Origin of the sequence: Mucilaginibacter sp. (assembly GCF_028288225.1) — a bacterium.
Taxonomy (GTDB): domain Bacteria; phylum Bacteroidota; class Bacteroidia; order Sphingobacteriales; family Sphingobacteriaceae; genus Mucilaginibacter.
Genome location: NZ_JAQBOC010000017.1, coordinates 1 through 19,023 on the forward strand (window position 1 = coordinate 1; position 19,023 = coordinate 19,023).

16 protein-coding genes are annotated in these 19,023 nt (G+C 40.3%); 8 read left to right on the forward strand and 8 right to left on the reverse strand.

Annotation, left to right across the window (positions count from 1 at the left end; genetic code table 11):
- From JWQ54_RS04385 to JWQ54_RS04410, 6 genes are all read right to left on the reverse strand, one after another.
- Nucleotides 1-151: bL21 family ribosomal protein (locus JWQ54_RS04385; protein WP_299581394.1), on the reverse strand; the 151-nt coding region annotated here is incomplete at its 3' end.
- 72 nt (nucleotides 152-223) lie between these two features.
- The gene (locus JWQ54_RS04390; protein WP_299580792.1) at nucleotides 224-730 is read right to left on the reverse strand and encodes a hypothetical protein; all 507 of its coding nucleotides are present in this window, start codon (nucleotides 728-730) and stop codon (nucleotides 224-226) included.
- Between the two features lie 61 nt (nucleotides 731-791).
- The gene (locus tag JWQ54_RS04395; RefSeq protein WP_299580795.1) at nucleotides 792-2,165 is read right to left on the reverse strand and encodes a dicarboxylate/amino acid:cation symporter; all 1,374 of its coding nucleotides are present in this window, start codon (nucleotides 2,163-2,165) and stop codon (nucleotides 792-794) included.
- A 125-nt stretch (nucleotides 2,166-2,290) separates the two neighbouring features.
- Complete coding sequence (locus JWQ54_RS04400) at nucleotides 2,291-2,611, reverse strand: YbjQ family protein (RefSeq protein WP_299580797.1); 321 nt, start codon at nucleotides 2,609-2,611, stop codon at nucleotides 2,291-2,293.
- A gap of 46 nt (nucleotides 2,612-2,657) precedes the next feature.
- A complete protein-coding gene (locus JWQ54_RS04405) occupies nucleotides 2,658-4,379 on the reverse strand; it encodes a GMC family oxidoreductase (protein WP_299580799.1) in 1,722 nt (573 codons plus the stop codon).
- 111 nt (nucleotides 4,380-4,490) lie between these two features.
- Nucleotides 4,491-5,357 carry a sugar phosphate isomerase/epimerase gene (locus tag JWQ54_RS04410; protein ID WP_299580803.1) on the reverse strand — a complete coding sequence of 289 codons (867 nt, stop codon included), beginning with the start codon at nucleotides 5,355-5,357 and terminating at the stop codon, nucleotides 4,491-4,493.
- 136 nt (nucleotides 5,358-5,493) lie between these two features.
- On the opposite strand from JWQ54_RS04410, the gene JWQ54_RS04415 reads away from it, so the two are divergent.
- Nucleotides 5,494-6,321, forward strand: a complete 828-nt coding sequence (locus JWQ54_RS04415) for an MOSC N-terminal beta barrel domain-containing protein (protein WP_299580806.1) — start codon at nucleotides 5,494-5,496, stop codon at nucleotides 6,319-6,321.
- 21 nt (nucleotides 6,322-6,342) lie between these two features.
- On the opposite strand, the gene JWQ54_RS04420 is transcribed toward JWQ54_RS04415, so the two are convergent.
- Nucleotides 6,343-7,629, reverse strand: coding sequence for a hypothetical protein (locus tag JWQ54_RS04420; RefSeq protein WP_299580809.1), 1,287 nt, complete (start codon nucleotides 7,627-7,629; stop codon nucleotides 6,343-6,345).
- A 168-nt stretch (nucleotides 7,630-7,797) separates the two neighbouring features.
- Here JWQ54_RS04420 and JWQ54_RS04425 point away from each other — a divergent pair, with 168 nt between their 5' ends.
- Nucleotides 7,798-8,235: an Rrf2 family transcriptional regulator gene (locus JWQ54_RS04425; protein WP_299580812.1), complete on the forward strand. Its 438-nt coding sequence runs from the start codon at nucleotides 7,798-7,800 to the stop codon at nucleotides 8,233-8,235.
- 123 nt (nucleotides 8,236-8,358) lie between these two features.
- Here JWQ54_RS04425 and JWQ54_RS04430 read toward each other — a convergent pair whose 3' ends face one another.
- Nucleotides 8,359-11,133, reverse strand: a complete 2,775-nt coding sequence (locus JWQ54_RS04430) for a TonB-dependent receptor (protein ID WP_299580815.1) — start codon at nucleotides 11,131-11,133, stop codon at nucleotides 8,359-8,361.
- Nucleotides 11,134-11,625: 492 nt separating this feature from the next.
- Here JWQ54_RS04430 and JWQ54_RS04435 point away from each other — a divergent pair, with 492 nt between their 5' ends.
- The 6 genes from JWQ54_RS04435 (at nucleotide 11,626) to JWQ54_RS04460 (ending at nucleotide 19,023) form a co-directional block, all read left to right on the forward strand.
- Nucleotides 11,626-13,719 carry a nitrite reductase gene (locus tag JWQ54_RS04435; RefSeq protein WP_299580818.1) on the forward strand — a complete coding sequence of 698 codons (2,094 nt, stop codon included), beginning with the start codon at nucleotides 11,626-11,628 and terminating at the stop codon, nucleotides 13,717-13,719.
- Entirely contained in the window at nucleotides 13,716-14,507 is a 792-nt protein-coding gene (cobA, locus tag JWQ54_RS04440; RefSeq protein WP_299580821.1) for a uroporphyrinogen-III C-methyltransferase, read from the forward strand. The genes JWQ54_RS04435 and cobA overlap by 4 nt, the downstream gene beginning before the upstream one ends.
- Nucleotides 14,485-15,990 (forward strand): TSUP family transporter, encoded by a 1,506-nt coding sequence (locus JWQ54_RS04445; RefSeq protein ID WP_299580824.1) that lies wholly within the window; start codon nucleotides 14,485-14,487, stop codon nucleotides 15,988-15,990. The genes cobA and JWQ54_RS04445 overlap by 23 nt, the downstream gene beginning before the upstream one ends.
- A gap of 4 nt (nucleotides 15,991-15,994) precedes the next feature.
- Nucleotides 15,995-16,714 (forward strand): phosphoadenylyl-sulfate reductase, encoded by a 720-nt coding sequence (locus tag JWQ54_RS04450; RefSeq protein WP_299580827.1) that lies wholly within the window; start codon nucleotides 15,995-15,997, stop codon nucleotides 16,712-16,714.
- Nucleotides 16,711-17,616, forward strand: coding sequence for a sulfate adenylyltransferase subunit CysD (cysD, locus tag JWQ54_RS04455; RefSeq protein ID WP_299580829.1), 906 nt, complete (start codon nucleotides 16,711-16,713; stop codon nucleotides 17,614-17,616). The genes JWQ54_RS04450 and cysD overlap by 4 nt, the downstream gene beginning before the upstream one ends.
- Nucleotides 17,617-17,769: 153 nt before the next feature.
- Nucleotides 17,770-19,023, forward strand: coding sequence for a GTP-binding protein (locus JWQ54_RS04460; protein WP_299580831.1), 1,254 nt, complete (start codon nucleotides 17,770-17,772; stop codon nucleotides 19,021-19,023).

Sequence of the window (19,023 nt, forward strand, 5' to 3'; positions counted from 1 at the left end):
AACCTAATTTAAATTTACCTTCGTTTTCAGCTAACAATACATTGTCAAATTCAATACTAGCGCCCTCATCACCCTGTAACCTGTGTACAAAGATCTGCTGGTCTTTTGCAACTTTAAATTGCTGTCCTGCTATACTTACTATTGCGTACATTGTTTGTTAATTATTGTTTTAAAATTCGAGGTGCAAATATAGGAATACATATTGCAATAAACAACACCTCAATTACTTTTTCTTTCTATCTTCAGCATCTGCCAAAACGTGCATAATTTCATTTATCAGGTTTTTATTGGCGTCCTTTAACCGCGAGTCGCCATCAAATGCATCATCAAACAATACCTTTTTACTTTTACGCTGGTAGTTGAACTCAATGTAGTAACGCACCGGTTTTGCACTTTTGTATTTTGAAGTATCGCCAAGTTCATTTGAAGGAAAATCCCAGAAACCAAGGTCGGCAGCTTTTCTGTGCAAATAAAGCAGATCGCTTTTTGTGAGTAGCAGGTTCATTTTCACCAGCGAATCATGCTTGTTTAAATATTGGTATGCCCCTGTTTTTGAATCGTACTTATTTAAAAGGCTATCGCTTGTGCCATATTGAATAACGAATGAATTAAACTCGGTAAATTTATAAGGCGCATTTTTTATCATCCGGCCATAATAGTACACGCAATACATCAAAAATGGCACAGCTATGGTTAAAATAAGGAATATTTTTTTTGCTTTATCAGACATGGATATTAGTTGATTAGAGATTAGTTAATTAGAGATTAGATATATTGTTATTAAATTAATGTCATTCTTTCAATTCGTTTTCCCATTTACTCACTACTGCAGTAGCCATGGCGTTTCCTAATACATTGGTTGCTGATCTTCCCATATCAAGTAAGGGATCGATACCGATAATTAATGCCAACCCTGCTTCGGGGATGTTAAACATGGGCAATGTACCCGCAATAACAACCAGAGACGCCCTTGGAACACCTGCTACGCCTTTGCTGGTAAGCATCAGTATAAGTAGCATGGTTACTTGTTGTCCTAATGATAAATGCATGTTATATGCCTGCGCCAGGAATAATGAGGCAAAGGTCATATACATCATAGAACCATCAAGGTTAAATGAATAACCGAGCGGCAAAACAAAACTTACTATTTTGTTATTGCAGCCAAAACGTTCCAGTTCAAGCAATACTTTTGGATAGGCTGCTTCGCTGGTTGATGTACTAAAAGCTATCAGCATGGCATCTTTTATTCTGCTCACCAAAGTAAAAACCCGCTGGCGCAATACCAAAAAACCGGCAAAAATAATCACCATCCAAAGTACTGTGAGCGAGAAATAAAACTCTCCTATAAATATTGCATAGGTTGATAAGATCCCCAATCCTTGCTTCGCTATAATGGCCGTAATGGCCCCAAATACAGCTAAAGGCGCAAGCATCATTACATAACCGGTTATTTTTAATATTATGTGTGCTATGGCATCCATAGCTTTAATAACAATCTCGCCTTTTTCACCAATTGCGGCAGTGGCTATCCCAAAGAAGATAGAGAACACAACAATTTGCAGGATCTCATTATTAGTCATCGCCTCAAAAAAGCTTCTGGGGAACACATGATCAACAAAATCTTTTAAAGAGATCCCTGATTTTTTAATGCCAGTGGCTAAATGACTATCGGGTAAACGCAAATGCATTTCTATTCCAGGCTGAAAAAGATTTACCAGTAGCATACCTAATAGTAACGAAACCAATGTGGCACTTAAAAACCACAACAATGTTTTGCCGCCTATCCGGCCAACAGCTTTAATATCACCTACCTTTGCCACCCCAACCACTAATGTAGAAAACACCAGCGGGCCAACAATCATTTTTATCAGGTTCAGAAAGATCTTACTTAAAATATTAAACCCTTCCAGTTTATCTTCGCGCAGATCGTCACTGGCTTTACGAAGAGAGACCTGAACTGTCCGGTTGGATTTTAACAGCTTAAAATCAGCTGTTGTACTATCCTTTAAAGTAGCTAAGCGAGCATCAATAACTTTGATATTAGCTTCGGCAGCGCTTATGCGGGTATTAATGGTATTTATTACGTACACATTATACAGGTAACCGGCTATTACCCCCGAAATAAGAGCAATAAAAATATAGAGCGTAAGTTTGCTTTTTTGCATAGCGCTTATTGAGCCTGCAAAAGTAGCAATTTGAGTTGATTAAGTTGATTAGGAGAGTGGTTGATTAAGTTAATACTTTCCTAACTCAATCAACCTATTCAACTTAACCAACTCAATCAACTAAACTATATCTTCTCCACAACTACAGCAGTTCCATAAGCCAATACCTCTGTTACACCCTGCAATACCTCGTTGGCATCATAACGCATATTTATAACAGCATTGGCGCCATGCTGCTGTGCATGCTGGATCATAAGCTGATAGGCTTCTTCCCGGGCGGTTTCGCAAAGTTCAGTATAGATGGTGTTCCTGCCGCCAAATATGGTTTGAAGTCCACCCATAAAATTGCCGCCCAGACCGCGCGATCGAACAGTGATCCCTCTTATAATCCCTAATTGCTGGGTTATTTTATATCCTTCTAAGGTTGTACTTGTGGTTACTAACATGTTTTTGAGGTTTATTTAGTTTGATGCGTTTTGATCAGAATTGTTTCTAAAGATTACCTTTTTTTATTTCATTAACTGCATAATTTGCTGCACGGGCAGTTATTGCCATAAAGGTAAGCGACGGATTTTGTGTTCCGGTTGATGTCATACAAGCACCATCAGTAACAAAAACATTCGGACAGGCATGCAATTGGTTCCACTGGTTTAAAAGCGATGTTTTAGGGTCGCGCCCCATCCGCACGCCACCTACTTCATGGATGTCAAGTCCGGGAGCTTGCCTGCTATCATTAGGATTAATGTTTTTACAGCCAGCTTTGTCGAGCATTTCCGCCCCCTGCTGCAAAAAGTCTTCCATTGATTTTTCGTCATTATCATCATAATCAACAGAGATGGTTAGCAATGGGATCCCCCAATCATCTTTCTGATCCTTATTTAAATAAACACGATTCGTTTCCTTCGGGATGGTTTCTCCCTGCATCATCATATAAATACCCCAGTCCCCCGCTTCTGAAATTGCGTCTTTGTAGGCCCCTCCTACCTGTTGCCCTTCGGTATGATGTCCCCAACCCCCTCGTGTAGCAGTATAAAATACCATATATCCCCTCAAAAAATCTGTTTCCTGCTTTCGCACATTCCTAAAATTAGGCATCATCACAGCAGTAGGCCGCCTTCCGTAATAGTAAGAATCTTCATACCCTTCCATCCTGGCTGATAATGAACCCCGGTAGTTCTGAAATGCGATGTATTTACCCAGCAAGCCATTATCATTACCTAACCCATTTGGGAAACGTGATGATTTGGAATTGAGTAATATTAAATTGGTATTTAATGCCGCCGCGTTAACAAAAATTATTTTGGCAAAGTATTCGGTTGCCTGTTTGGTATGTGCATCAATCACCCTAACTCCTGTGGCTTTCTTTTTTTTATCGTCGTAAATTATGGAGTGCACTACAGAATCAGGCAAAATAGTCAGGTTCCCGGTTTTGTTTGCTGTGGGCAAGGTTGATGAGTTTGAGCTAAAATAGCCACCAAACGGGCATCCCCGCTGGCAAAGATTCCGGGCCTGGCATTGCCCTCTGCCCTGTTCCAGGTGCACTTCTTTAGGTTTTGTTAAATGTGCACATCTTCCAATAATTACATTCCTGTCTTTGTAATTATCCATTATTCTTTTCTGCATCACTTTTTCTACAACATTCATTTCCCACGGGGGTAAAAATTCACCATCCGGCAAGGTTTCCAATCCATCATGATTACCGCTTATCCCGGCAAAACTTTCAACATAGCTATACCATGGTGCAATGTCGTCGTATCTTATGGGCCAGTCGACAGCAAAGCCATCACGGGCGGGGCCTTCAAAATCATACTTGCTCCAGCGCTGGGTTTGCCTTGCCCATAACAGCGACTTACCCCCAACCTGGTAACCGCGGATCCAATCGAATGGTTTTTGCTGGATATACGGGTGCTCCTTATCTTTTACAAAAAAATGCTCCGTACTTTCATCAAAGGCATAACAGCGGTTAACCACTGGGTTTTCTTCTTTTACCTTTAAAGGCATATAACCATGGTGTTTAAAATCCCACGGATTTTTAGTGGCCGTTGGGTAATCCTTTAAATGCACCACATTTTTGCCGCGCTCTAAAACCAGCGTTTTTAACCCACCCTGGCAAAGCTCTTTAGCAGCCCAGCCACCGCTAATACCTGAGCCAATAACAATGGCATCATAAGTATGATCGGGTGTAGCCTTATAATTAAAATCGGATGATATCATAAGCAACGTATTTAGTAAATGGGCGGTTTAAAATAGGAAAATAGTCTTATGTTCTAAGATAAAAGGTTTTTTTGTTAATAACCACAGGTTAAATGGTATATAACTAACAACCTATTCGGTTAAACTTTTTAAATAGGCAATACTTGCAGGAACTTGCTCTATAATATTATTACTCTCATCTTCAATATAATAATGTTGTATTCCGGCTTTTTTTGCTGCTTTTAATATTGCAGGGATATCCATTTGCCCGGTGCCCAGTGCAACATCATTGTCCTGTGAGGTGCCGCCGGAAAGATCCCCTTTTACGCCTTTTTTAAGATCTTTTAAGTGCATCAGTTTAAAACGGCCGGGGTATTTATAAAGCAATTTCGCAGGATCCTGTCCTGGGAAAAATGCCCACAAAACATCCAATTCAAAACTCACATATTCAGGGTTGGTTTGCTCAACAAGCAGATCGAACAGCGTACCGGTTTTGTATGGTTCAAATTCAAACCCGTGGTTGTGATACACAAACGATAAACCATATTGCTCTTTAAGTAACTTTCCGGTTCTGTTAAAATCGTCGATTGCCCGTTGTGCTTCTTCTGGCGTAAATGTGCCTTTATGTGGGATTCCTGCAACTCTAACATAATCAGCGCCTAAAGCTTTTGCGTTTTGAGCAACCTGCGTAGTTTTATTAATAAAATCTTCATAACCCACTCCAAATGAAGAACATTTTAAACCTCTCTCATCAAGCAACACCCTTAGTTCGGGAGCGGTTTTGCCAAAAAGATTTGAAAACTCAATATCTGTAAACCCATTTGCTTTAATCATATCAAGGGTTGACGGCACATCCTTTTCAAAATATTTGCGATAGGTGTAGGAAACTACTCCCGGTTTTTGAGGGAATAATAATTGTGCATAGATCTTATCCGTTGAAAAGAAACAGGCAAGCAAAACAGCTATCAGTTTGATGCGATTTAAAGAGTTGGTTTTCATAAATTGGATTGAAAAAGAATGATCAAATATAAAATAATCTTAAAATGCAAGGCATACTTTACTTTATGAAATTGAAATATTCAAACTAAATTATTTAGCGCAGTTAATTTTAGACGTCCTTTTTATAAATTTGAAAATGTTGCAGGTAAGCGAACTATACATTTATCCAATAAAGTCACTTGCGGGAATTGCTGTTAAAAAAGCACGGATCACCGCGAAAGGTTTTGAATACGACAGGCGATATTTGCTGGTTGACAAAAACAATCGCTTTTTAACTCAACGGGAGTATCCGCAAATGTCCCAATTGCAGCCCTCAATTGAAAATACCGGATTACGTATAGCCCATAAAACAAATAATACGTCAATAACAATTCCTTTAACACCTTTGCCTTCCGCAAATCGTACTGAGGTGGTTATTTGGGATGATACATGCATTGCCGAATTTGTAAGCGATGAAGCAGACAGATGGTTTAGTGAAATGCTGGAAATAAATTGCCGTTTGGTTTATATGCCTGATGATACTAAACGCATAGTTGATCAGCGGTACGCGCCCGAAAATGCAGTCACTTCTTTTTCGGACGCTTATCCGTTTTTAATTATTGGGCGGGCATCGCTTGATGATCTTAATAGCCGCCTTGCTGAAGCTTTACCCATGAACCGTTTCAGGCCAAATATAGTTTTTACTGGTGGTGAGCCTTTTGAAGAAGATCAGTACGGCCATTTTTCAATTGGCAATGTTGATTTTTATGGAGTAAAACTTTGTGCCCGATGCATTATTACCACTATTAACCAGGAAACCGCAAAAAAAGGAAAAGAACCTTTAAAAACTTTGGCATCTTATCGGTTTAGAGATAACAAGATATTGTTCGGGCAGAACCTTGTACATGAAGGCGAAGGAGAGATTGGTGTAGGTGATGAACTGATGCTTTTGCAGGAACATGTTGAGGAACGATTTTTTATATAAAATTCCCATCCCTTGCTAAACTTATTTTTTGAAAAAGTAAAGATAATTGTTATTGCCGGCAACAATGTTACCATTATTTGCCACTATATAATCACTGCTAGTAGATCCATTACTGGAGAACAATTTAATAAAGCTGTTAACACCGTTAATCGTGTATAATTGATAACCATCACTAAAATATACAACGCCATTTACAACTTCAATGTTTTTTATAGGTAAGTTGTTGGTTATAAAAAGATGATTAAATGACGTGCCATTGTTTTTAGAAAAAAACACGCCGTTATTATTGTCATTTCTGCCTTTGTATATCCATCCCGTCGTATTATCGATGTAGAGTGATTGGATTACCTCGCCATAATGGCTGTCGGTGTCATATTGCCTTGTCCAGGTGGCACCCTTGTCTGTTGATTTAAAGGCACCCAGAGCGTCGGCGTTTATCCAAAAATCGCCATTATTGGCCTCACAGGGGTCTGTAAGCGGGGCTATAGGTTCCCCTAAACGCAGTTTACTCCAGGTTGTTCCGTTATTTTCTGACAAATAGATAGTTCCGGTGTTAGCGGTGTAAAACAACTTGCCGCCCGGTGTATAATTCATATCTACAAATGATTCAAATGAGGCCAGGGGCGATCCTATAAACTTCCAGGTGTCGCCAGCATCTCCGGAATAATAAATCCCCTCGTTCAACGCAGCGGCTACCAGTTGTGTTTTACTGTCTGATTTTATCGATACAATGTTATGTTTATTCCCTAAACTCTTGGCGGCATTCCAACTGATGCCGTTATCGTCTGAATACCTTAAGTACTGCCCTTCTGTAAAACTGGCAAATAATCTACCGCTGCTTAGCCTACAAAATTTCATAGCGCTAACAAATGGCACACACGCTACCGGATGCCACCCCTGTGCAGGGGCAACCCCGGTAAAATTAAGCACTAGCGAATCGATCCTTTTTTTATCAGGATCAAGCAACGTAGCTTTTAAGGTTTGAGCGCCTGTATTCCCGGCAAGGCGGTACATATACCGGCAAATACCATCTGAATTCATATACCCCTGTATTGGCAGATCATCATTACATCCCGAGCCGCGGAACTCAATAAAATAAGTATTTAATGCGATCCCGTTTTTAGTTGCCTTCAATTTTATTGTATCAGAAAGAATCCTTCCAATCGTATCTTCCTGATTATTTCCACCTGCTATTTCAAATTTCACTTTATTGTCATCCCCGGTTGTGATTGGCCCTGGTATCTTGCTTTTTGAGCATCCTGCAATAATTGAAACTAATAAAATTAAGGCGGGTAGATACAACTTCATGCAATAGCGGTTTAGCATTGCAAATATAATATTAATTTTGAGCCGCAAATCATATTCAAAACTTAGCTTAAAATAAAACATTTATCTTTACGTGACAGGTATGGAGGTATTTGCAATATTAAACAACACAAATTCTTTTACTTATCTTTGTATGCGCTATTTTTAAATATGCTATCGAAAAAAACAAAGTATGCAATTAAGGCCCTGGTAGTACTGGGGAAAAATGCAGATAAACCGCCAATGCAAATATCAAAGATTGCAGAGGAGGAACGGATCCCCAAAAAATTTCTTGAACAGATCCTTCTGGATTTGCGCAATGCAGGTTTCCTTTACAGTAAAAAAGGTGCGGGCGGTGGCTATAGCCTTAATAAAGACCCCAAGGACATATATCTTGTCCAAATAATGCGGATTACCGATGGCCCTATAGCTATGGTACCATGCGCCAGTCTTAACTTTTACCACAAATGTGATGAGTGCCACCAGGAAACAACCTGCGGCATCCGCGATGTATTTATTGAGGTTAGGGATGCTACCGTAAAAATATTATCAGAAACCAGCATTGCTGATGTAATAAGCCGCGAGAGTACGCTGCTGTTGAATGTGTGAGCTTAAGTAAACTTAGTTCATCCTAAAATTACGAGATCAACCGATAACCATAAAAGACTTATAAAAAAGCAAAGCCGCCCAATAATTTTGTGCGGCTTTGCTTTTACTATTTATAAATAATTCCTAAAAGTTAAATCCGATCCTTGCAAATAAACGGCGTCCATTTTGTCCCATTTGCACAGCATCAAAAGGTCCGCCGGTCTCATTATTATAAGCATAGCCCTTAGCAGCAAGTACAGCCCCAAGTTCAGGATGTACATTGAATATATTATCGCTGCCTATTGAAACATGAGCTGATTTACTTAATTTATAAGTAAAATAAAGATCACTGACAACCTTCCCGCTATAATTATACTGATCAGGCACTGTTGTGTTGGCATCAGCGTCCAAAGGCACAACGGGATGGATCCCATCAAAGTTTTGACCGTATCCAAGCAATACTATTTTACCAAAATAAGTAAAACGTGTGCCAACGGTTAAGCTCTTATACCCATATTCCGGGTTTAATGAAAGCTTTTGCGGAGGCGCTGACGCTAAAATAAATTTCTGCTCCCTGTCGCTTAAAAATGTTTGCTTTAACAGATCAGTACCACTCAATTTTGAGGGATAATTAATTTTATTGATCTTCATGTGCTGAAAGTTGCCTGCGAACAAGACCCGGATCCGGTTATCCCCTATTTTTTTGTTATACTCAATTACTACATCCAAACCGGTATTTGTAGTATTTACAGCGTTAGCAAAAAACTGGGCTGCAGAAACGTGCAAGGCATTAAGCGCAGCTAAAAGTGTTGGGTCGAGCGTATTGTCGCTTGCGCTAAATTGCCCCGAAAGAACAACACGGTCTTTAACTTTTATTAAATAGCCATCGGTAGTGATACTTAATTCAGGGATGGGTTTATAGGTAAACCCTATCCCGGCGTTGGTTGATGTTTCCTGTTTAAGGTTGGGAATGCCGGCTGCCTTTGTAATAGGGCTATAATTTGGTGCAATTTTCACTTCAGAAATAACGCCGCCCTGGACATTGGTAAATGACGAGCTGTAGTTGATCTGTTGCAAAGATGGCGCACGGAAACCTGTACCCACAGAACCGCGAATGTTAAAATTATCAGTTATTTTATAACGTGTAGCAAACTTGGTGCTGTAGTTAAATCCAAAATCGCTATAATGTTCAAGCCTGTTTGCATAATCTATTAGCCATTTTTTGGTAATATCCGCTTCCAGATCAAGATAAATACCTTCAACAGACCGATGGGCATTTACAGCATCCGTTGGCTGATAGCCCGGGAATCCCTGTGAACCTGTAGCTTTGGCTTCATTATAATTTGAATAGGAATCTGGCTCACCTGCGTTAATTTTATAACGCTCGTACCTGTATTCGGCGCCTGCGCCAATATTTAAACCTGCAAATACATCATTCAAATGTTTGCTAAAGTTTAAGTTGGTTGTATTTTGCAAAAACTGTGAACCGCCATCGTCAAAATGGGTCTTATCAGCACCTAATGAAGCATTAAAGGTTTTATCACCAAAAAAATGAAATGAGTTATTACCTATATTATTACTCAGGTCCCAGTCTACATCCTTCCCGACAGTTCCTTTTAATCCCAATGCCAAAGATGCATCAGTGTTGTGTGTTTGTATAATAGGATTGTAATAGCTATCGCCATCAGGTGTATTAATTATGATACCCGGTACAGGTATAAGATTTCCACTTGCATCAGTTGGAAAACGCCCCGGCGAACCCGAAAAGTTCCTGGTAAATGCATAGTCATCAGAATTTTTACGGCTGTATCCGCCAAAACTGTAAAAAGTTGTACGGGTTCCGGCAATTGGCAACTCATTATTAAAAAACAAATCAAAACTATTTGCCGAACCATCACCATTGGCGCGTCTTACATTATTAAGCGGTAGTGCTTTAGGGTTTGAAAAAGCGGTGTCATGCGTTTGGCGGTAGGTTTTGCCGTTGTTGGCATAGTCCGCAGAGAAATTTATGAATCCATTGTTTTTTCCTAATGCTATGCCATAGTTAGCGTCAAACGCAACAGCATTGCCATCAATTGCTCCGCCATGCGGATACTGGCCTTTTGCAAGCGCATTGCGGCTGTTAAACTCCGGATCGTAGTAACCTGAATAACCACCATTTATGGTAAACTCATTTACAGTCTTTTTCAACACAAGGTTAATTACACCGGCAATTGCATCTGATCCATATTGTGCTGATGCGCCATCGCGAAGAATTTCAACCCTGTCAATTGCAGCAGCAGGGATCGAGCTAAGGTCGGTACCAGAATTACCGCGACCTCTTGTGCCGAATACCGAAACAAAAGCGGTTTGATGCCTGCGTTTACCGTTTATCAGCACTAAAGTTTGATCGGGGCCCAAACCTCTCAATGTTCCTAACTCAACGTGATCGGCACCATCTGAGCCGGATTGTTTGTTATAATTAAAGGACGGCGCAGAGTAATTTAAAATGTCCGTTATATCAAGCCTTCCTGTACTCACCGATGCCTTTGCAATATTAACTACATCAACCGGCACTGCTGTTTCAAGCTTAACTCGCCCGGCGGAACGTGTGCCTATCAAAACAACTTCGCTAAGTGTATTAATATCCTTTTCCATTTTAATATCAACAGTAAGGTTGTTACCCACAGTAATGGTTAAAGGTTTATACCCCGTGTATGAAAATACCAATTGGTCACTGGCAGAAGCCGAAATTGTAAACTGTCCGTTTGCGTCCGTAGAAGTACCGATTGAACTTCCTTTAATTCGTACAGAGGCGCCTGGTATAGCCTCTTTACTGGCGGCATCAGTAACAGTGCCTTTAATAGTTGATTTTTGTGCAAAAGCAACTCCTGTTCCCAAACAGATAATTGCAAGAATAATAAGTAAATGTTTTTTCATAAAAATAATTAATAATAGACGAGATTGATTTTTATGTAAGATAGGGATAATTATATATTTTTTATAATAGTAGCCTTTTTATTAAATTATTGACAAGACGTTTTAAATATATCTGTCAAGTTATAAAAACGACAGGCTTATTTATTTTATAGAACAACTGAAATCAACAACTGCCTTTTAAAGAAATAATTCATAAAAATATATTATGCCTCTATTATTTAATAGCTTCATAATACTATCCGGAGGCAGAGATTATGTAATATAAAGGTAAAAATCACCTTTTTTTAAATAAATACTACAACTTCCGTATAGTATATCTATATTTGTCCATACAAAAAGATGAGAACGACAATTTATAACTACGGTAAGGCTATGATGTATTGTCATATGTACGGCAATTAATAGGGCTTATTGCTATTTATATTTAAAATATAAGCCTCTTTAGCCCAAGCCAAAGGGGTTTTTTTATACTACAAAACTAATAACAGTATTATGCAAAGCTTTCGAACCGAATTGGAGAACCCGGTAGTTGAAAAAGACATCATCGATCTTGAAAAAAAGATCAGGGCTTTTCGCGAAGGTAAGATCCACGACGAAAAATTCAGGAGTCTGCGTTTAGCGCGTGGCATTTATGGGCAAAGGCAGCCGGGTGTGCAAATGGTACGCATTAAGCTTCCTTTTGGTAAAGTAACTTTTAAACAACTGCTGCGCATTGCCGATATTTCTGACAAGTATGCAAGTCACAACCTCCATTTAACCACCCGCCAGGATATCCAGATCCACTATGTAAGTCTTGACCGTACGCCGCAATTATGGGCCGAATTGGAGCAGGATGATATTACCCTGCGCGAAGCTTGCGGCAACACGGTAAGAAACGTTACCGCCTCGCCTACTGCAGGTATTGACCCGCTTGAGCCTTTTGATGTATCGCCTTACGCGCACGCTACATTCGAATATTTTTTGCGCAACCCGGTTTGCCAGGAAATGGGGCGTAAATTCAAGATCGCTTTTTCGTCAAGTGAAGCGGATACTGCTTTTTCGTATATCCATGATATTGGTGTAATTCCTAAAATAAACGCAGCTGGTGAACGTGGCTTTAAAGTAATGCTTGGTGGTGGTTTAGGTGCACAGCCATTACTGGCGAGTATTGTTGAGGATTTTTTACCGGAGGACGAACTGATCCCTTATATAGAAGCTATAATCCGTGTTTTTGATCGACATGGCGAACGCAACAACCGCAATAAGGCCCGTTTAAAATACCTTATTCAGAAAATAGGATTAACAGAAGTGTTGACATTGGCCGAAGCAGAAAGGACAGCATTAAAAGTAAAAAGATATGTAGTTAACAGGCATGCTTTAACTGAGCCGTCCATCCCCGCAGAATCAACCTTTAATGATGTTACTATAAATAATCCATTGCGGTATGAACAATGGCTCATAACTAATGTGTTTGAACAAAAACAACCAGGTTTTTACGGCGTATACATAAAAGTACCTGTAGGTGATATCCCTTCTGATAAGGCCCGTAAGCTGGTTGCCTTGCTTGAGCCATTGGTAGCCAATGAGATCCGCATAACTCAAAACCAGGGCTTGTTGCTCAAATACGTCCGGAAAGAAGCGTTGCCTGTATTATATAATGGCTTAACTGAGTTAGATCTGTCTGCACCGGGTTTTGATAGCATTGCTGATGTAACCACGTGTCCCGGTACTGATACCTGTAACCTGGGAATTTCAAACAGCATGACACTTTCGCGCGTGCTGGAAGATGTGATCTATAACGAATATGAAGACCTGATATATAATCGTGAAATAAAAATAAAAATAAGCGGTTGTATGAACTCATGCGGTCAGCATGGTTTGGCACACATTGGTTTTCATGGCAGCTCATTAAAAGCCGGAGTTAAAGTATTACCATCTGTACAAGTACTTTTAGGCGGCGGCACCGTTGGCGATGGCGTTGGCCGTGCGGCTGAAAAAGTAATAAAGGTTCCGGCTAAACGTGCAACGCATGTTTTAAGGGCTGTGCTTGATGATTATAAAGTGAATGCCCTACCCGATGAGACCTTCCACGCCTATTACGACAGGAAAACGAAGGATTATTTTTATCAGTTATTAAAACCGCTTGCTGATTTGACTACCCTAACCGAAGATGAATTTGTTGATTGGGGCCACCAGGAAACTTTTGCAACCGCTATTGGTGTTGGCGAGTGTGCCGGGGTTATTATCGACCTTGTAGCAACTTTGCTTTATGAGTCTGACGAAAAATTTGGATGGGCCAATGAAGCATTTGCCGACGGCAGGTGGGCCGATGCCATCTACCATGCTTATAACACATTTATAAGTTCTGCCAAGGCATTATTGCTTGATAAAAGCATTAATACCAGCACACAGACAGGCGTTATAAAGGAATTTGATAATAACTATATAAGCACCGGCGAAATACAAATAGATGGCAGTTTTAGTGACCTGGTATTACAGATCAATAAAAATGAACCATCAGAAGCGTTTGCAACTGCATATTTGCAGCAAGCTGGCGAATTTTTAAATACCGTTAAAATAAAAAGAGAGGAATTGGTACAGTCATGATTACAACATCCACAGGGAAAAATATAAACGAACCACGTATTACACTTGTTGGCGCCGGCCCCGGTGATACAGAGCTGATAACCCTTAAAGGAGTTAAAGCGTTGCAAACTGCTGATGTTGTTTTATATGATGCATTGGTTAACGAAGAACTACTGGATTTTGCACCCGCACATGCTGTGAGAGTATATGTAGGCAAGCGTTCCGGCGATCACTCCTACTCGCAGGACGCGGTTAATAAGCTGATGATTGACTATGCTATTAACTATGGGCATGTAGTCAGGCTTAAAGGCGGCGACCCATTTGTTTTTGGGCGCGGTTTTGAAGAATTGGATTATGCAGCCTCATACAGCATTCCGGCGCAGGTTATACCTGGCATTTCCAGCTCAATTGGCGTTCCGGGCATGCAGCAGATCCCGGTAACACACCGCGGCTTAAGCGAAAGCTTTTGGGTAGTGACAGGTACTACTGCCAGTGGAAATGTTTCAAATGATGTTTATGAAGCTGCCCGTACCAACGCTACCGTTGTTGTTTTAATGGGGATCCATAAACTGGAAGAAATTACTGCTATCTTTAAAAAAGAAGGCAAAAACAAACTGCCGGTTGCCGTAATTCAAAGCGGAACCACCAAAGACGAAAAAGTTGCTATTGGTATAGTAGATACTATTGTTGAAGTTGTAGAAGAGAAGAAGATCACATCTCCCGCCTTAATTGTTTTTGGCGAAGTAGTATCTTTACATCCGGCATATCAACCTATTAAAGAGTTTTATGACATTATTGCCGAAGAATAGCAGGTTAACCGTTCAGGATGAAAGTACAATAGGCAACCCGTTGTTTCCCGTATTTTTAAAACTGAATGATTTGCATACGGTACTTATTGGAGCCGGTAATGTTGGTTTAGAAAAACTGACAGCCATACTGCACAATAGTCCGGATGCGACTGTGACTGTTATTGCTTTGGAAATTTTGCCGCAGATACATGTGCTGGCTTCTGAATATAGAGACCTGAAGATTGTGCAAAAATCTTTTTCTGATAATGACCTGGACAACGCCGACCTGGTAATTGCGGCTACTAACGATAGTGAATTAAATAATTTTATCAGGCAATCGGCACATGACAGGAAATTGCTTATAAATGTTGCCGATAAACCTGAGCTTTGCGATTTTTATCTTGGCTCTATTGTTCAAAAAGGTGACTTGAAAATTGCCATCTCAACAAACGGAAAATCTCCAACTATTGCTAAGCGCATTAAAGAGGTTTTAAATGAAGGATTGCCTGATGAACTGGATACTACCTTGCAGCAAATGAGCAAACTGCGTAACTCGCTCAATGGCGACTTTGCTTACAAGGTGCGTAAATTAAATAAAGTAACTTCGGTACTGGTTGCGCCTAAAGCAGCTGAGAAAAAGAATTTTATATGGCTGATATGGGGTACAATTATTTTATCCCTGGTAATTGCCGTTACCGCTTTATGGTTTAACGAGCCTGGTTTCCGGACGTATGCACAAACAATTAACCCAATTTTTTATTACTTTTTGGGAGCAGGTTTTGTTTTTGCCCTAATTGATGGAGCCATAGGTATGTCATACGGAGTAACGTCAACAACGTTTTCTTTATCAATGGGCATCCCCCCTGCTTCGGCAAGCATGGGTGTGCATTTATCAGAGATAATGAGCAACGGAATTGCCGGCTGGATGCATTACCGCATGGGTAACATCAATTGGAAACTTTTTAAAATGCTGCTGATTCCGGGAATTATAGGTGCGGTAACAGGTGCCTACTTACTTTCATCGTTAGAGCATTATAGTCGGTATACAAAACCGTTTGTATCCTTGTATACCTTAATACTTGGTTTTGTTATTCTTTCAAAAGCATTTAAAACCGGTGTTAAAAAATCGCACGAAAAAATAAAAAAGATCCCCTTACTGGGTTTGGGTGGTGGTTTTATTGATGCGGTTGGCGGCGGCGGCTGGGGTTCAATCGTATTATCAACTCTAATTGCCGGTGGCAGACATCCCCGTTTTTCGTTAGGAACGGTTAAATTATCAAGGTTTTTTATAGCTCTGATGAGCTCTATAACGTTTATTACTATGCTAAACAGCAACCATTGGGAAGCGGTTGCCGGCCTGGTAATAGGGAGTGCCGTAGCATCACCTATTGCAGCAAAGATCTCGAACCGTATTTCGGCAAAGGCCATTATGATTGCGGTGGCGGTGATAGTAATAATAATAAGTATAAAAAGTATAGTGGCCTTTATAACTAAGGTTTTATAATAAGATGAGCAAGCTGGCAGAACATATAAAGCAGGAAATAACAGGACTTAACCCGGTGGAAGCATTAACGCTTTTGTCTGACATTTTTCATGATGAAATAGTTTTTTCAACTAGTTTTGGCTGGGAAGACCAGGTGATAACACACATGATATTTGCCAATAACCTGCCCATTAAAGTTTTTACGCTCGAGACAGGAAGGCTGTTTCCTGAAACTTATTATGTTTGGAACCGCACTATGGAGATTTACGGAAAGCCTGTACATGCTTACTATCCGCAAACCCAACTGGTTGAACAAATGGTGAGCACAAAAGGGCCAAGCAGCTTTTACGAGTCTGTTGAAAATCGTAAGGAATGTTGCGGGATCCGTAAAATAGAGCCATTAAAGCGGGCTCTGGCAGGTAATAAATGCTGGATAACAGGGATCCGTGCAGAGCAATCGAAAAACCGGCATTTTATGGAAAATGTGGAATGGGATGACCAAAATAATCTTGTAAAATTTCACCCTATTTATAGCTGGACTTTAGACGAAGTAAAAGAATATATTAAAAAATACAACATACCTTACAACACCCTGCATGACAGGGGGTTCCCAAGCATTGGTTGCGCTCCATGCACAAGAGCTGTTCAACCGGGCGAAGATTTCAGGGCAGGCAGATGGTGGTGGGAAGACCAGAGTAAAAAAGAGTGTGGATTACATGGGGTTAATGAAGTTATTGAAAAATGAGTAAACATCAGTTAGATTATTTGGATGAGTTGGAGGCAGAAGCCATTTATATTCTGCGTGAGGTAGCCGGTCAGTTTGAAAAACCTGCCCTGCTGTTTTCGGGTGGAAAAGATTCTATTACATTGGTACGCCTGGCAGAAAAAGCGTTCAGGCCAGGAAAATTTCCCTTCCCATTGGTACACATTGATACCGGCCATAACTTTATCGAAACCATTGAATACCGTGATAAAATGATCAAACGCATTGGCGAAAAGCTGATCATTGGCCATGTGCAGGATTCAATTGACGAAGGTAAAGTGGTTGAGCAAAAAGGTAAAAATGCCAGTAGGAATGCACTGCAAACGGTTACCCTTCTTGATACCATTGCTAAACATGGTTTCGACGCCTGTATCGGTGGCGCCCGCCGGGACGAGGAAAAAGCCAGGGCAAAAGAACGTATTTTTTCTGTAAGGGATGAGTTTGGCCAGTGGGACCCAAAACGCCAGCGCCCCGAGCTTTGGAATATTTTTAACGGCAAGATCCATAAAGGAGAAAACGTTAGGGTGTTCCCTATCAGCAACTGGACCGAGCTTGATGTTTGGAACTACATTCGCAGGGAAAAGATTGAATTGCCATCTATCTACTTTGCACATGAGCGCGAGGTAATTACCCGCAATGGACAGTTGATGGCCGCATCTCCATTTTTAAATATGGATGATGAAGATATTATTGAAAAACGCAACGTGCGATTCCGTACCGTAGGCGATATGACTTGTACTGCAGCTGTAGAATCGTACGCCTACCAGATTGATGATATTATCGATGAGATAAGCGAATCGAAAATTAGCGAGCGAGGTGCCCGCATGGACGATAAAGTAAGCGAAGCCGCCATGGAAGACCGTAAAAAAGGCGGATATTTTTAATGTCTGATTTCGGATGTTCGATTTCGGATTTAAAGAGTGGTAATATAATTTACTAAATCAACTTAAATTGAAAATCGAATTCCAAATCAAAGACAAATTTCAAATCAAGAAAAATAAATCCGAAATCGAACATCCGAATTCCGAAATAATACAATGGATATATTAAAATTTATAACAGCAGGCAGTGTTGATGATGGTAAAAGTACCCTTATAGGGAGACTGCTTTATGATAGTGAATCTATTTTAGCCGATCAGTTAGAGGCATTGCATCGTTCAAACCGTAAAAATGATGATGGAAGCATCGATCTTGCCATTTTAACCGACGGTTTGAAAGCCGAACGTGAGCAAGGTATTACTATTGATGTTGCCTATAAGTACTTTCAAACAGACAAACGTAAATTCATTATTGCCGACACCCCGGGCCATATACAATATACCCGCAATATGGTTACTGGTGCTTCAAACGCAAACCTTGCTATTATTTTGGTTGATGCCCGTAAAGGTGTTATTGAGCAAACTATCCGCCACTCTTACCTGGTTTCTTTATTGGGTATTCAGCAAGTGGTAGTTTGTATTAACAAAATGGATATGGTTCAATATAGTGAAGCAACCTATGAAACCATTGTAAATGATTATAAGGCGCTTGCTTACAAAGTTGGACTAAAAAATGTAAAATATATCCCTGTAAGTGCCTTAAAAGGCGATAATATTGTTCATGCGTCATCAAACATGAAATGGTACGAAGGCAAGAGCCTGTTGCCATTTTTAGAAACCATTGAAATAAAGGTTGATGACAGCACTGCACATGCACGTTTCCCTGTTCAATGGGTTGTGAGGCCGCAAACCGAAGAACTGCATGATTATCGCGGCTATGCAGGCCGTGTTTCAAGCGGATCATTTAAAGTAAACGATAAGGTAACTGTGTTACCATCTGGCTTTCACTCAACTATTGAAAAAATAGAGTTGCTTGATAAAGAGCCATCTGAAGCTTTTGCAGGCATGTCTGTTACTATTCATTTAAAAGACGAGATTGATATTAGTCGCGGAGATATTTTGGTAAATACAGGATACCAGCCAGAAGTTTCACAACTGATTGAGGCCGATCTGTGCTGGATGGATACCCGCGCTTTGGATCCTACGCTTACTTATTTTATACAGCATAATAGCAAAGTAACCCGCTGCAAGATCCGGGAGATCCTTTATAAGGTGAACATCAATACCCTTGAAAAAGAATTTAATGAAGATTTTAAGCTGAATGACATCGGCCGCGTCATCCTCAAAACGGCCGAGCCATTAGCCTTTGATCTTTATCAGAATAACAAAGCTAACGGCGGCGCCATAATTATTGATAGCCGTACCAATGTAACTGTTGGTGCTTTGATGCTGAGGGCAATTGCTGAGGATTAG